This is a genomic window from Streptomyces sp. NPDC090106 (assembly GCF_044747265.1).
GTDB lineage: Bacteria > Actinomycetota > Actinomycetes > Streptomycetales > Streptomycetaceae > Streptomyces.
In genome coordinates this window covers 25,768-39,196 of sequence record NZ_JBIVDS010000021.1, presented here as the reverse complement: position 1 = coordinate 39,196, position 13,429 = coordinate 25,768, and the positions used below count along the sequence as shown (strand labels likewise).

General features: G+C 72.1%; 11 protein-coding genes and 1 pseudogene. 6 read left to right on the top strand and 6 right to left on the bottom strand.

Annotation, left to right across the window (positions count from 1 at the left end):
• Window positions 1–57: 57 nt before the first annotated feature.
• Window positions 58–747 carry a DUF6338 family protein gene (locus ACIPSE_RS43160; protein WP_401674701.1) on the top strand — a complete coding sequence of 230 codons (690 nt, stop codon included), beginning with the start codon at window positions 58–60 and terminating at the stop codon, window positions 745–747.
• A 497-nt stretch (window positions 748–1,244) separates the two neighbouring features.
• Window positions 1,245–4,058: a PQQ-binding-like beta-propeller repeat protein gene (locus tag ACIPSE_RS43155; protein WP_401674698.1), complete on the top strand. Its 2,814-nt coding sequence runs from the start codon at window positions 1,245–1,247 to the stop codon at window positions 4,056–4,058.
• An 83-nt stretch (window positions 4,059–4,141) separates the two neighbouring features.
• Here ACIPSE_RS43155 and ACIPSE_RS43150 read toward each other — a convergent pair whose 3' ends face one another.
• Both ACIPSE_RS43150 and ACIPSE_RS43145 read right to left on the bottom strand, forming a co-directional pair.
• The gene (locus ACIPSE_RS43150) at window positions 4,142–4,417 is read right to left on the bottom strand and encodes a hypothetical protein (protein ID WP_401674696.1); all 276 of its coding nucleotides are present in this window, start codon (window positions 4,415–4,417) and stop codon (window positions 4,142–4,144) included.
• Between the two features lie 40 nt (window positions 4,418–4,457).
• A complete protein-coding gene (locus ACIPSE_RS43145; RefSeq protein WP_401674693.1) occupies window positions 4,458–5,456 on the bottom strand; it encodes an NADP-dependent oxidoreductase in 999 nt (332 codons plus the stop codon).
• 123 nt (window positions 5,457–5,579) lie between these two features.
• Between ACIPSE_RS43145 and ACIPSE_RS43140 the strand changes: the two genes are divergently transcribed.
• Window positions 5,580–6,452 carry a LysR family transcriptional regulator gene (locus tag ACIPSE_RS43140; RefSeq protein WP_401674690.1) on the top strand — a complete coding sequence of 291 codons (873 nt, stop codon included), beginning with the start codon at window positions 5,580–5,582 and terminating at the stop codon, window positions 6,450–6,452.
• 318 nt (window positions 6,453–6,770) lie between these two features.
• Here the strand turns inward: ACIPSE_RS43140 and ACIPSE_RS43135 are convergent.
• Window positions 6,771–7,030: pseudogene (locus ACIPSE_RS43135) on the bottom strand (MFS transporter); the annotation flags it as partial.
• Window positions 7,031–7,257: 227 nt separating this feature from the next.
• Here ACIPSE_RS43135 and ACIPSE_RS43130 point away from each other — a divergent pair.
• Window positions 7,258–7,974, top strand: coding sequence for a TAXI family TRAP transporter solute-binding subunit (locus tag ACIPSE_RS43130; RefSeq protein ID WP_401674687.1), 717 nt, complete (start codon window positions 7,258–7,260; stop codon window positions 7,972–7,974).
• A gap of 287 nt (window positions 7,975–8,261) precedes the next feature.
• Here the strand turns inward: ACIPSE_RS43130 and ACIPSE_RS43125 are convergent, their stop codons facing one another.
• The 3 genes from ACIPSE_RS43125 to ACIPSE_RS43115 form a co-directional block, all read right to left on the bottom strand.
• Window positions 8,262–9,368 (bottom strand): C45 family autoproteolytic acyltransferase/hydolase, encoded by a 1,107-nt coding sequence (locus ACIPSE_RS43125; protein WP_401674684.1) that lies wholly within the window; start codon window positions 9,366–9,368, stop codon window positions 8,262–8,264.
• Window positions 9,365–10,474: a RidA family protein gene (locus ACIPSE_RS43120; protein ID WP_401674681.1), complete on the bottom strand. Its 1,110-nt coding sequence runs from the start codon at window positions 10,472–10,474 to the stop codon at window positions 9,365–9,367. Before ACIPSE_RS43120 ends, ACIPSE_RS43125 begins: the two co-directional genes overlap by 4 nt.
• A gap of 71 nt (window positions 10,475–10,545) precedes the next feature.
• Window positions 10,546–11,886 carry an MFS transporter gene (locus ACIPSE_RS43115; protein ID WP_401674678.1) on the bottom strand — a complete coding sequence of 447 codons (1,341 nt, stop codon included), beginning with the start codon at window positions 11,884–11,886 and terminating at the stop codon, window positions 10,546–10,548.
• A gap of 232 nt (window positions 11,887–12,118) precedes the next feature.
• On the opposite strand from ACIPSE_RS43115, the gene ACIPSE_RS43110 reads away from it, so the two are divergent.
• Both ACIPSE_RS43110 and ACIPSE_RS43105 read left to right on the top strand, forming a co-directional pair.
• On the top strand, window positions 12,119–13,006 hold the full coding sequence (locus ACIPSE_RS43110) for a LysR substrate-binding domain-containing protein (RefSeq protein ID WP_401674675.1): 888 nt from the start codon (window positions 12,119–12,121) through the stop codon (window positions 13,004–13,006).
• A 251-nt stretch (window positions 13,007–13,257) separates the two neighbouring features.
• The gene (locus ACIPSE_RS43105; protein ID WP_401674672.1) at window positions 13,258–13,374 is read left to right on the top strand and encodes a putative leader peptide; all 117 of its coding nucleotides are present in this window, start codon (window positions 13,258–13,260) and stop codon (window positions 13,372–13,374) included.
• The last annotated feature ends 55 nt before the right edge of the window (window positions 13,375–13,429 follow it).

Genomic DNA, 13,429 nt, shown 5'->3' with positions numbered 1-13,429 from the left:
GGCCGGCAAGGTACCGTGACCTTCCCGCCCACCCCTCCCCCGCCATCTGGATCTGTCATGCCGACGACCATCACGGGTCTCGTTCTCCTCGTCGTCCTCCTGCTGCCGGGCCTCACGTTCGTCCTCGTCCGTGAACGCCAAGGCAGCGAGCGCCGCCCCACACCGTTCCGGGAGACCGGCACGGTGGTCTTCGGCAGCGTGGTCACCGAGCTCGCCGTGCTCGTGGTCTTCGCGGCGGTGCGTGGGCTGATGCCCCGTCACACACCGGATGTCGGACGGCTGGTGCGGGAGGGCTCACCCTACGCGCAGCTGCACTACGCCGAACTCCTGTGGTGGGCAGGCGGTCTGCTGTCCGCCGCCTGCGCCCTCGCGGCCGTGGTGGCGCTGTTGACGGCCGGTGTGCCGCATTCCTCGGCGATGTCGGCGTGGTGGGTGATGTTCGAGAAGTGGTACCCGGGAGAAAACCCTCGCGTGGGCTGCGTCCTGGAGGACGGTTCCTATGTCGAGGGCCACCTCGCGTCGTTCAATGTGAGTTCCGACGACCTGCCGGACCGGGACCTGGTGTTGGTCGAACCGTTGAAGTACCGGGCGCCCGGCGCGGTGGAGACGCTGGACTTCCCCTGGGGCTCCGTGTGCGTCTCGGCGCGGCGGATCGTTTCGATGTTCGTCAGCTACCCCCCTGCCCCGGAGCAGGCGAGGGCGGGGGAGGGGGCGGCGGCGCCGGGGTCCGCCCCGGCTGCTTCGTAGTCTTGTGTCCCCGGCTTCCGCCGGATCCGGAAAGGCTGGGCCGGAGATCCTCCTGGGGCGTCTCCGCATGGTCTTCCTGGGCCACGGTCGGCCTCTGGGCCATCAACGGCCTCCCTGAGGGGCAGTCACACTCTGACGGGTCGTCAAGCGCGCGCTCGACGCGATCAGTTTACTGCCGGCTCGCCACTCTCCGCAGCGCCATCCAATGCCGTCCGATGCCGTCCGATGCCGTCCGATGCCGTCCAGACGTTCCACGATCCGGCCGCGTGTACGAACCGTCGCACACGGCGTCTCCGGTTTGCCCGATCCGGCCTCCCGCCGGGGACACGCCTGCCACAGTCGCTTCGACAGCGAATGGTGCGAATGATCCGGATCCGATCGGGGGCGGCATGCGACGGTATCGGCTGCGCAGAGCGGGTTGGAGAGCCCTGACACTGCTGTGTCTGTTTCTGGCCGCCACCGCGGTCTTGTGGAATCGCACTTGGGCTCCGCCGCCGGTGAAGACCGTCGTTCCGCCATACACCACACCCGCCGTCGCGCAGCGGCTCCTCACGGACGCGGATCTCCCCCTGCGTCCGGGCGACGTCTGGCTGAGCAAGCAGGACGGGCCACCCGACATCGGCCTGTTCATCGGGACCGGCAGGCTGCGGGCCGATCTGCGCGACATGACGGTCGTGGGCGCCTGGCAGCGCACCTGGGAGACCGCGGACGCCAGAACCGCCGTCGGGGTGAGAGCCCTTGAGATGATCCGGTCCGACTTCGCACAGGCCCAGACGGCCGACTCCTGCTCCCCGTCGACGTCCTTCAGCACACCGGGGGCCGACCGGGCGGGATTCACCAAGACCGAGGACCACTACGCCTCCGCCTGCGCGGTCCTCGTCGAAGGACGCACCGCGGTGACCGTCTTCGCCCGATCCGACGGGAGTTCGGCCGCACAGGCCACGCGGCAGCTGATCACCGAGCTGGTCCGGTCGCAACGGCCGCGGATCACGGCGCTGCCGGACCTTCCGTCGAGGCCGTGGCGCGAGAGCACCACGCACACGGCGCTCAACGCCCAGGCCATGAGCACTGCGCTGGGCCTGCCCCTGGCACTGGGTGCGCTGATCCTGGTCCTCGACCCCGCGATCTGGCGTCGGCTGCGCTCCGTCTTCTCCCGACCGCGCTCGGACGGGGTCTTCCGTGTGGACCGGCTGGTGAACCTGCGCCTGGCGCGCAGCACGGCGGCGGTCGTCGTCAGGTTCTGCGTGTACGCCTGGACGATGCGCCTCACGGAGCAGCTCTCGCTGGGCGTCTGGGCGACGGTGACCGTCGCACTGGGTGCCGTGGCGTGCGTCCTGATCGTCGAACGGCTGCTGCGCAGACGGCATTCCGGCCGGTGGCGACCGGCCGTCTTCCGGGGATGGGGGCAGGTCCTGGCGTTGTTCGGCCTGGCCGCCACGGTGGCGGTGGCCCTGATCGGCCTCCTGATGGTGGTCCTGGGGTCGGGCCTCCAGGCCATGGGCACCAGCCCCGCGTCGTCCGACTACGTCGCGACGGGCTTCGGAACCGTCGTCCGGGTCGCGGGCGTGTTCGTGGTACTGCTCGCCCTGCTGCCGTTCACCGTGACACGGCGGCTGGGCATGCGGGCTCTGCGTCAGCAGGCCGAGCAGGACCGGCGCCCGCCCACCCTGATGCTGCGTTCCTTCGCCGACGACCGGCGCGTGCTCAGGGCCCGACGGCTGGATCGCGCCTCGATCGTCGAACGGCTCTGCATGCGCCGCTTCGAGCGCTTCGAGGAGGTCGCGGCTTCCGCGCTCTCCGTGCACGGCCCGGTGGAGACACTCAGTCAGGTGGGCGAGAAACTGCCTCCTCCCCTGGGCGCCGCGCGGCGCAGTTTCTCCATGGACGACTGGCAGGACGGGGTACGCGAACTGATCGCCCGCTCCCAGCTCATCTGTGTCACGGTCGGTCGGTCCCAGTCGCTGCTGTGGGAGATCGCGGAGATCCGTCGAGCCGGCGCTCTCGGACGCACGATCTTCGTGCTTCCACCCACCGGCCGCCGTGAGCAGCGGCTGCGGCTCGCGGTGCTCGCCCACGCTCTGCGCATCGACTGGTCGGTACTGGGCCGCGCGCGCCCCGGCACGGAGGTGCTGGCCGTGACCCTTCCCTTCGGCACCCCCGTGGTGATCGTGGGGCGAGCACCCAGTGACGTCGCCTACGAAGCAGCGGTGGAGATCGCCGCGCTGGCCGTCACGGGGCCGGAACGCGCCCACTCGGCCGACGTACGGCAGACGGTCGAGGCCTACGTCGCCTCTGCGCACGCCCCTTCGGCCGGCACCGTCCGGCCCGCCGACCGCAGCGGGCGCAGGATGCCCGAGGTGAAGATCCACCGGCCCGGTGAGGCGCCCGTCTACCGTCTGTGGTGGCGCCGGAAGTGGTTGTTGCCCTGGCTGGTCCTCGGCGTGATGACAGCAACGATCACCACGGTCCTCGGCGACGCCTTCAGCGACTCTCAGACCGTGCAGTACGGCGCCGCGGTGACGAGCGTCGTCCAGGACCAGGCCTCGGACGCGACCTACGCCGTGCTGGGTGGCCGCGCGCTGGTGCGTCTGGACTTCGACGACCCCAGTGACCGCGTCGTCGCCAGGTTCGACGACTTCGTGGACGACCTGGTCGTACGGGACACCGCGGCGTACTACGTCTCGACGCTTTCGGGGCACGTGGGCCGCGTCGATCTGCGCACCGGCCGCACCGTGTGGAGACAGTCGGCGGGTGGCGGCGCACGCGCACTCGCGCTCGTCAACGACAGGGTGGTGGTGACGTCACCGGCGGCCGGCCGGGTCGACTCCTTGTCGGCGAGGGCGGGTCGGCTCGTCGCGCGCCGGGCGCTGGCAGGATCTCCGTACGGCATCACCGCCGACGGCGGACACGTCTTCGTCAGCCTCGCCGGGAGCGACCGCGTGGTCGAGCTGGCGGTCGAGGGCCTGCGCCCGTTGGCTCGCCTCGAAGCTCCGCGCAGCCCGCTCCAGTTGACCTCCCGGGGCGGGCAGGTGTGGGTGCGCTCGGGTGTGGACCACGTCCTCCAGGTGGTGAACCCCCGGCCGGGCTCCCCCGCCGGGCGCCGGCTGCTGCTGTCCGACCAGACGGCCCAGTTGTCCGGGAACGGACGCTGGCTCGCCGTCCAGGGCATGGAACGCGTCACCGTGATCAAGCCCGACGGAACACTGCGCCGGCTCCCCCTGCCCGACTCGTCCTTCATCTCGCTGGTCGTGCAGCGGAACGGCGCCGTCATAGTGGGCTTCGGGACGGGACGGGTGACCCGGTATCCCTGACGCGGGCCGTGAGGGGGCACCCCGTGGGTCGGGGCCGGTCGGACGGCCCCGACCCGGGGCACGTGCCCCGGCCGTGCAGCAGGTCACGCCTTGATCGCGCGATTCCAGGTGGAGCGGGGGTACGGCACGCGCGAGACCCGGGCCTGGGCCGGTGGCCCACGCTGACCGTCACCGAGAACTTCTCCTTCGCCTTCGGCGTCGAGCCCCTGCCCCGTGCCCGGCTGTGGGACACCCTCCACGATCAGGCCGACCGAGGCGTCGGTGTCCTGGTCACCACGCACTCCATGCGGGATGCCCAGCAGCGCGACCGCCTCGTCCTGATGTCCCACGGCAAGGCCGTCGCCGCCGGCAGTGAGCACGACATCACCGGCACCACCACCGCCTGCCGGAGTCCGGCGATCACGGTTCCACCTTTAGTACGATCTTGCCCTGGATGTGGCCCTGAGCTGCTCGTGCGTGTGCCATGCCCGCTTCGGACAGCCGATAAGTGCTGTCCACCCCGGTCCGGAGCGCGCCCTCGCCGAACAGGCGCCCGATCTCGGCGAGCTGGGGACCGTGGGACCGCACCTGGATGGTGGAGACGGTGATGCCCAGACGCGCCGTCTCTTCCGGGTCGTACTCGGCGAAGAACACGGGAAGCATGGTGCCGCCGCGCTTGAGCACGGTCAGGAAACGTGAGCTGTCCGGGCCGCCGACGGTGTCGATCACCAGGTCCACATCACTGACCACGTCCGCGGCCCGCGTTGCCGTGTAGTCGATGAACTCATCGGCGCCGATGCTGCGCAGGAACTGCTCGTGCCGGCCCGAGGCCACCGCGATGACGTACGCACCCTTCCACTTCGCCAGCTGCACCGCGAAGTGGCCCACTCCGCCGGCCGCCCCGTTCACCAGCACCGTCATGCCTGGCGTGATCGGCACCGGCCGGTGCACCCGGCCGGTGAACGGAGACGGAACGTCATGGCCGAGATCAACCAGGTACTGCCAGGCCGTCAGCACAGCCATCGGCGCCCCGGCCGCCTGCACGTGGTCGATGCCGGCCGGCTTGCGCGCCAGATCCGCGGCCGGGGCGGCCACGTACTCGGCGTACGTCCGGCCGTCGAATCCGGGGAACCTCAGCATGCCGAAGACCTCGTCGCCGACGGCGAACCCCCGCACGTCCGGAGCGACGGCCCGCACCACGCCCGACATGTCCGTTCCGGGGGTCAGGGGGAACTCCAGCGTCGGCCTCATCTCGGCCGGCAAGACCTTCATCCCCTCCCGCAGGTACCAGTCCGGCGGGTTGATCCCCACCGCGCGCACCTGCACGAGGACCTCGCCCGGACCGATCCCGGGAACCGGCACCTCGTCGTATCGCAGAACGTCCGGGCCGCCCGCTTCGTGGATCTGGATCGCCTTCATCGCGCCTGTCGCTTTCCTGGGGGAAACATGGCTCCCTCAGTCAAGTCCCGGTACGCCGCGGCCGTCCAAGACCGGTTCGGCAACCTGATCATTCCGAAACGGCATGGCGCGTACGCTGCACGGATGAACGATCTCGGGCAGGACCTGGAACTGCGGCTGGTGCGCTACTTCACCGTGGTCGCGGCACACCAGCACTTCGGCCGGGCCGCCGCCGAACTGCATGTGGCCCAGCCGGCGCTGAGCCGCCAGATCCAACGGCTCGAAAGACGTCTCGGCACCCCCCTGTTCGACCGCACGCCCCAGGGCGCTCGGCTCACCGCGGCCGGCCAGACGTTCCTCCCCCGGGCCCACGCCTTGCTGCATGCGGCCCGCCAAGCCGAACTCGCCGTCCGCGAACACGCGCGGACCGAGCGCATCACCATCGGCTACGTCGAAGACCTGGTGATCACTGCCGCCGTACGGGAACTGCGCCGGCGCCACCCGGACGCCGAGATCACCACGCGGCACCTGAGCTGCCGCGACGTCGGGGCGCTGTCAGACGAGCGCGTCGACGCGCTGATCGCACGGGCCCCGCTGCCGCCGGCCGACGACGTGGTCACCACCCCGCTGTACGAGGAGCCGCGGATGCTCGCGGTTCCGCGTGGCCACGCCTTCGCCGACCGTGTGTCGGTGACCGCCGGAGAACTGGCCGACCAGGAGTCGGCGCCGTGCGCGTTCGAGACCGCGGACTGGACTTCCTACCGGCTCCTCGGGGCCGACGTGCCGCCGATCGAGAGTTATGAGGACAAGCTCGAACTCGTTGCGAGCGGCAGGGCGATCGCCGTACTGCCGGTCGGGGACCGGCGTAGCTCACTGCGCCCCGACCTCGTCACCGTCCCGATCGAGGACGCCCCTCCCAGCCAGGTCGTCCTGGTCAGCCGCAAGGGTGACCCGAATCCGATGATCAGGGGTCTCCGGCTGGCCGCCGAGACCGTCCTGACCGCTCCCGCGGCCTGACCGGGAGCGGCACGCACGCCGCGCAGGACCAAAGCCCCGTCCACCCCAGTCCGGCCAGGCCGGGCCTGGTCGAGGTTCGGTCACCGACCGCCGTCGCGGCCGTGGCCGACAGGCCCGCGATCCGCCCGCTCGGACCGCTCTCTCCGTGGTTTCCCAGGAGTTCTCCGAGCCTCTGACATGAGGTGCGGCGCGGCGCCTGGGGGTTCGGGAGCCTCGGCGCGCAACGACGGACTCATCGACGCGGCGGCGCGGACGACGGGCGTGTCACCCCTCGTCCGCGCCGCCGCCTCACCCGATGCCCGACCGCGAAGCACCTGGTCAGGCCGGCACCGTCTCCTGCTGCCGTTCCCCCCCTCCGCGAGGCGCGCCGAGCGGGTCCGGGTGCCGAAGACCGCCAGGACGATCGCGCCGAACAGCCAAGTACCGGCGATGAAGCAGAAGACGCTCCGGTAACCGTGGCCGGTGGAGAGGGACGCGACGATCAGCGGGCCTGCCGCGCTCGACAGCCTGCCCAGGCCGTACGAGACGCTCGTACCCAGGGAGCGGCTGCGGGTGTCGAAGAGCTCCGGCGGTACCGCATGACCAACCCGCTGAACCTCTCGCGTCGCACCGCCCTGCGCGCCGCCCGCGCCGGGGCGGGCGTCGCCGTGCTCGGCGGGGCGCTCACGGCGGACGTCTCCCGGCAGCGCCCCGAACCGAGCGGGGTCCTGCGGTTCGCGACCGGGGAGCCCACGGCGTTCTACGAGGTGTTCGGCCGCCTCGTCGCCGCCGAGCTCGAACCGGCGTATCCCCCCTGCACTGCCGTGTGCACACCACCGCGGGCAGCGTCGCCAACATCGAGATGCTGCGTGAGGGCGAGGCCGATCTCGCCCTGGTCCTCACCGCCACCGCGCGCGCCGCCCAGGGCACCGCCCTGCTCCGGCGCCCGGTTCCGCTGCGGGCGATCGGGCGGGTGTACGAGACCTACCTCCAGTTCGTCGTCCGCGCCGATTCGTCCGTGCGGACGGTGTCCGACCTGGCCGCTCACACCGTGTCCCTCGGTGCGGCCGGATCGGGCGCGGCCGAACTCGGCGAGCTCATCCTGCACGCCGCGGGCCTCGTCCCCGGCAGCGACGTCTCCGTGCTCCACCTCCCCCTCGCCGAGGCGGCCGACGCGATCAAGGCCGGGACGGTCGGCTCCCGGCTGGTCGCGGGCGGCGTCCCGCTGCCCGCCCTGACCGACGTCGACGACAGTCCCGGGCTGCGCTTCCCGCCGCTCGCGGACCTGCTGCCCCGGCTCGGCGACCGTGACGCCCGGGCCGGCTCCGGCCTGGAGGAGGTCTCCCTGCCGCAGGGCGCCTACCGCACCGCGGGCGGCGCCGGCACCACCGGCATGTCCAACCTGCTGGTCCTGCGTGCCTCGGCCCTCGTCCCCGGCAACGCCGTCGGCACCCAGTTCCTCGACGTCTGCAGCCTGATCGGCATGGGAGGCATCGCCCTGCACCCCGGGGCGCAGGCGGCGTATCGAGGGCTGCGCGGCTGAGCCACGAGCAGTGCGGGGCAAGCGCGCGGAGGCTGTTGTGTCCGGCCGGACGTCGAAGTCGCCACCTGCCCTGCCGACGAGGACGCGCCTCACCGCGCCCACGCGGTGCACCCGGTCTCAATCCCGCGGAACGAGTACGCGCACTTCGCGCCCCGGCGGCTTCCTCGGCGGGGCGGCGAGAGCGTGGGCACCCCCCTCTCCCAGGTCGCCCTCACGCACGGCGTGGTCACGGTGCGGAAGTGGGCCACCGCACTGCCGCGGTGGCCCACTCCCGCCGCTCGGCGCGGTCAGCGGACCGCGGCCTCGGGTGAGTCGGCGAAGTGCCAGCCGGGAACCAGCCAGGGACCGCCGTCGCCTGCGGGGACCGGGCCGCCGAGCCGGAAGCGGGCGTGCGGGTGTTCGCCCAGCCGGTAGGAGACGGTCCCGAAGGTCCGCAGCGGGAGGCCACCCGTGCCCGGCATGCGGATGGGCACGGTGTCGTCGGCGAGCAGGGCCTCGGCGCCGGAGCGGGTGGTCGTGGACCCCAGCCGGTCGGCCAGGAACCGCAGCCGGGCCCGTGAGTCGCGCAGCCGGCCCTCCTGGTCCACCTCCCGCAGGGCGTCCGGGTCCAGGTCTCCGCTCGTGAGCGGATGGTTGGTGTGCGCGAGGCGTACGCCGCCGGGGACGGAGGCAGGCACCTGGACGGTGCCGCCCGCCGAGCACTCCAGGGAGTCGAGGCCGTCCCCGTCGCCCACCGCGTAGTGCTGCCCGCTGGCGTGCGGGACCCGGTGCAGGAACGCCACCGCCTCCGTACGGGTGCGATGGCCGAGCGCGCTGCGGATGACGGCGGCGACCGGCAGTCCGCGCGGGTCGGTGCGCAGCATGCCGAGCGTGTTGACGCACACGGCGACCCCGTGTTCGTTCACCCCGGTCAGGCCCACCAGTCCCGCCGCGCTGAGCAGGAGTTGCGCGGGACCGTCGTCCGGCCGCACTCGCAGCACCACCTGGGAGCCGTCCATGAACGGCGGCAGGTCCATGTTCTGGGTGAGGTGGCCGCCTGCGGCCGTCCACGCGCCGATGACACTGCATCCGTGCAGCCGGTCGTGGCGCTGCATCCACCACTGTTCGTCCATGCAGTTGTAGGCGACGACGTCCGCGAACGGCACGCCCGCGCCCTCCGCGATTCCGCGCAGTTCGTCGGCGATCGCGGGGGTGAGCCGCCGTACGGTGTCCAGCAGCGGGGAGGCGCCGACGAGCGCGGCTGCGGATGATCGTCCAGCGGGCCCGGCGGTCCGTTCCCGCCAGCGCTCCAGTGCCTGCCGTACGGCGTCCCGTGCCTGTTCTCCGTGGGCCCGGCCGATCTCCAGGCCGCTGCCCGCGCAGTCCAGGACGGGCGGGGAGGCGGTCGTCGTCATCGGAGTTCAGCCTCGATCTCGACGATCATCCGCTCGTAGGCCAGGTAGGGCAGGCCGATAAGGCTCAGCTCGTAGGGGTGGTCGCCGAGGACGCGGTCGGCGGCCTCTCGGACGGTCCGCGCCGACTCGGGTCCCCGGTGCTGGTAGAAGGCCATGAGCCGCAGCACGGAGTCGGGGCCCTTGTCGAGTCCGGCGGCGACCTTGACGATGTTGCGGATGCTGGTCTCGGTCTGGGTGGCGAGGTCGTCCGGGTCGAGGACCTCGGCGCTGGGCCCCAGGGAGACCTGGCCGCCGATGAACGCGGTGTCGGCGGCGCCGATGCCGTGCTTGTAGGGCAGGTGGAACGGCCAGTCCCAGTGGCCCTCGGGCCAGGACTCGGCGCGCAGCCCGAGCGGGCGGGCGCCGCGCACGGCCAGGGTGCGCAGCAGGATCTTGGCGCGGCCGGGCAGGTGGCCGACAGGGATGCCGGTGGTGGCGGGCCCGGGTTCGGTGAAGCGGCGGGCCCGTTCCCGGGCGTTGACCGCCCAGCCCTCCTTGGTGCCCTCGGCGCGGTAGAAGACGTCGAAGCGTACGGCGTCGTCCCAGGCGGCGCCGTACTCGGCGAGGCGTTCGGCGACTTGGTCCATGACCGTGGAGGTCTGGGTGACCATGTCGTCGTCGGTGTCGACGGCGTGCCCGGCCACGGCGACGAGGTTCCCGGCCGTCGCGGCCCTCGGGAAGCGCGCGGTGTCGACGGTGGTGACCGGCTCGACGGCCGAGGCGCCCTGGAGGGCCAGGCCACGTTCGCCGAGCGCGCCGGGCAGGACCGGGATCAGGGTCAGACACGGGCGCGCGCCGTCGGGGAGGGCGTCCGCGAGGGCCTTCTCGACGAGGCCGGCGTCGGCGTACGAGGGGTCGTAGACGGCGTCGAGGACGAGCAGGGAGTCCGGTGTCCGGTCGCTCCCGGCCAGGTGTCGCGCCACGCGTTCGACTTCGAGGCGGCAGCGCTCCCCCGGCGCGAGGGCGTCCTCCGCGGCGTCGGGGGCGGGCAGGGTGCCGAAGAAGAGGAGTCCGGCGAGGTCACGGGAGACGGACTGGGGGGTGGGTTCGGTCAGCGAGGCTGTCATCGCCTTGCGGTCCTTTCGAACGAGGGTGGTTCCGTGGTGCGGTGATGAGGTCGAGGGGCCGGACGGCGGTGTCACGGCGTGGCCGGTGCGCGCCGGGTGCCGCTCGGTTCCGGCTTGCCGGTCGCGGCGCCGTGGGTGCGGCGACCGAGGGCCAGGACGCACCAGGTGGACAGGGCACAGAGCACGGCGAGGTAGAGGAGGACCAGGGTGACGGGTCCGGTGCCGCCGGAGCCGTACAGCAGGGATACCGCGACCGGGGTGAGGGTGCCCGCGGTCAGCGCGGCGAGCTGGTAGGCCATCGACATGGCGCTGTAGCGGACCCGGCCCGGGAAGAGGTCGACGAGCAGGCGGGCCATGGGGCCGTAGTGCAGTCCGGTGGGAATCGCGATGAGGGCCGAGGCGAGCAGGACGAACAGCAGGGATCCGCTGTGCGCGGCGAGGAACCACACCGGGGCGATCACGGCGGCCGAGAGGAGGCCGGTGACGACCACCCGGCTGGTGCCGAGGCGGTCGGCGAGCCAGCCGGCGCCGACGGTGCACAGGATCTCGAAAGCCGCCTCGACGCTGAGGACGTTGAGCGCGGTGGTCTCCGGTAGTCCGCCGCTGCCCGTCGCGTAGACCAGCCAGAAGGACGAGGTGACGTAGTAGCCGCCGGTGGCGACCACCATGGCGCCCGCGGCCAGCAGGATGACGCCGCGGTGGCGGAGCACGGCCTCCTTGACCGGGGCCACGGCCAGGTCGTCGGTGCGGGCGAGTTCGGTGAAGACCGGGGACTCCTCGACGCGGGTCCTGATCAGCAGTCCGACGACGACGAGGACGCCCGAGAAGAGGAACGGGATGCGCCAGCTGCCGTCTTCCATGGGGCCCGCGATTCCGGAGGAGAGCGCGAACATCAGGGACGACAGGAGGGCACCGACCGCGGAGCCGACCTGGGTGAAGGAGCCCATGAAGCTCTTGCGGTGCTCGGGGGCGTGCTCGACGGACATCAGGGCGGCACCGCCCCACTCTCCGCCGACCGCGATGCCCTGCACGAGCCGCAGGGTGACCAGGAGCAGCGGGGCGGCGATGCCGAGGGTGGCGTAGCTGGGGAGCAGTCCGATGCCGAAGGTGGCGACGCCCATCGTCAGGATGGTGATGACCAGGGTGGTGCGGCGTCCGACGCGGTCGCCGAAGTGGCCGAACAGGAGGGCGCCGATGGGCCGGCCCACGTAGCCGAAGGAGGTCGTGCCGAAGGCTACGACACTGCCGACGACCGGGTTCATGCCCTGGGGGAAGAACACCTCCCGGAAGACCAGGGCGGCGGCTGTGGCGTAGATGAAGAAGTCGTACCACTCCACGGTGGTGCCGACGAGGGAGGCGAGAGCGACTTTGCGGGGGCGGGCAGCGGGGGGTGGGGCGAGGGAGGATTCCACCGTCGTGTGCTTTCTGTGAGGGCGGTCCCGCAGCGGACGCCTGCCGTGGCGTACGGGGCGGGACCGGGTCACGGGGGTGCCGCGGGGTGCCGAGGATCCCGTCACCGGCCGCGGGTACCCGTGGGTTCACATGGCCGGAAACTGATCCGCACGGACAGGTTGACCCACGTTCATCTATGCACACCAGTGCCGTTTTTTTCTGCACCCCATGCCCACACGGCATACTCGGAGGATGGAACTGCGTACCCTCACGTATTTCGTGGCCGTCGCCGAGGCGGGTTCCGTGAGCGCGGCGGCCGAGCGGGTCAGGGTCACCCAGCCCGCGCTGTCCCGTCAGGTCAAGGAGCTGGAACGGGAACTGGGCGTGGGTCTCTTCGACCGCCGCGCGGGCCGGCTGCACCTGTCCGCGGCGGGCAAGCAGTTCCTCGGGCACGCGCGGGCCGTCCTGTACAGCGCCGATGCCGCGCGCACGGCGGCGGCGACCATCGCGGCGGGACGGCTCGTCACCCTCACGATCGCCGCGCCGACGACGACCCTCACGGACATCGTGGCGCCGTTCATCGCGACGCTCGGGGCCGACGACCCGCTGCCCGAGGTCGTCGAGACGGACGGGCCACGCGCGCTGGAGACGCTGCGCAAGGGTACGGATCTGGCCATCGTCACCCACACACCGGCGGCGGAGTGGCACACCCTCGCGCTGGCCGTGCTGCCGATGCTGGCCTACATCCCCCGGGGGCACCCCCTGGCGGACCGGGCCGGGGTGCGTCTGGACGAGCTGGTGGACCTGCCGCTGATCCTGCTCGACCGCTCCTTCCGCCCCCGGCTGCTGCTCCAGGAGGCACTCACCGCGGAGGGGCTGGTGGTCACCGACGCGATCGAGTGCGGCAACGCGCAGGTCGCGCAGGCGCTGGCGGCGGCGGGCCGGGGTGTGGCCGTGGTCTCGGACGATCCCCGCTACGACCTGGTGGGCATCCCGGTGACCGCGCGCAACCACCCCCTGGACATCCGGCTCTTCGCCGCCTGGGACCCCCGTCACCACGCCGCCGAGGCGCTCGCGGAGACGGCACGGCGGCTGCGGTCCTTCTGCGTCGCCCGCTACGGCCCGCAGATCCTCCCGTGAGCCGCGTGCGGCTCACGGGAGGCCGCCGGTCTCCCTGACACTCCTCACGGGCAGAGGTCAGGTCCGGCTCCATGGGCGAGGTTCTCCAAGGAGCGGCTTCTGCCGCAGGAGGGCCCCCTCGGTGTGCAGGGGCATCCGGAACTGTCCGCCGACCTGCTCCACGGTGACCGCCGGCGGTGACCTCGCGCCTCTGGCGGGGAAGGCGTCCCATCCCTGCGCAGCGGTGCCCGCGTCCGACGTGTCCCGCCCGGATGCTGGGACGCCCCCCGGCCCGCCGGAAAAGGGGAGGTATCGTGCCGCTCATGCCACAGGGGTTCTACGGCCGACGCTACGTCGACCTGCTGCGTGTCTCCTCCTCCATGTGTTGATCGCCGCTTCCGGCACACCACGGAGCGCTCCGCGCTGCTCCTCATCCCTCACATG

Bases quoted from the DNA above. Each gene is read 5' to 3' on its own strand.
- ACIPSE_RS43160 (WP_401674701.1), top strand. From the start codon at position 58: ATGCCGACGACCATCACGGGTCTCGTTCTCCTCGTCGTCCTCCTGCTG.
- ACIPSE_RS43145 (WP_401674693.1), bottom strand. From the start codon at position 5,456: ATGAAGGCGATCCAGATCCACGAAGCGGGCGGCCCGGACGTTCTGCGA.
- ACIPSE_RS43140 (WP_401674690.1), top strand. From the start codon at position 5,580: ATGAACGATCTCGGGCAGGACCTGGAACTGCGGCTGGTGCGCTACTTC.
- ACIPSE_RS43125 (WP_401674684.1), bottom strand. From the start codon at position 9,368: ATGACGACGACCGCCTCCCCGCCCGTCCTGGACTGCGCGGGCAGCGGC.
- ACIPSE_RS43120 (WP_401674681.1), bottom strand. From the start codon at position 10,474: ATGACAGCCTCGCTGACCGAACCCACCCCCCAGTCCGTCTCCCGTGAC.
- ACIPSE_RS43110 (WP_401674675.1), top strand. From the start codon at position 12,119: ATGGAACTGCGTACCCTCACGTATTTCGTGGCCGTCGCCGAGGCGGGT.
- ACIPSE_RS43105 (WP_401674672.1), top strand. From the start codon at position 13,258: ATGCTGGGACGCCCCCCGGCCCGCCGGAAAAGGGGAGGTATCGTGCCG.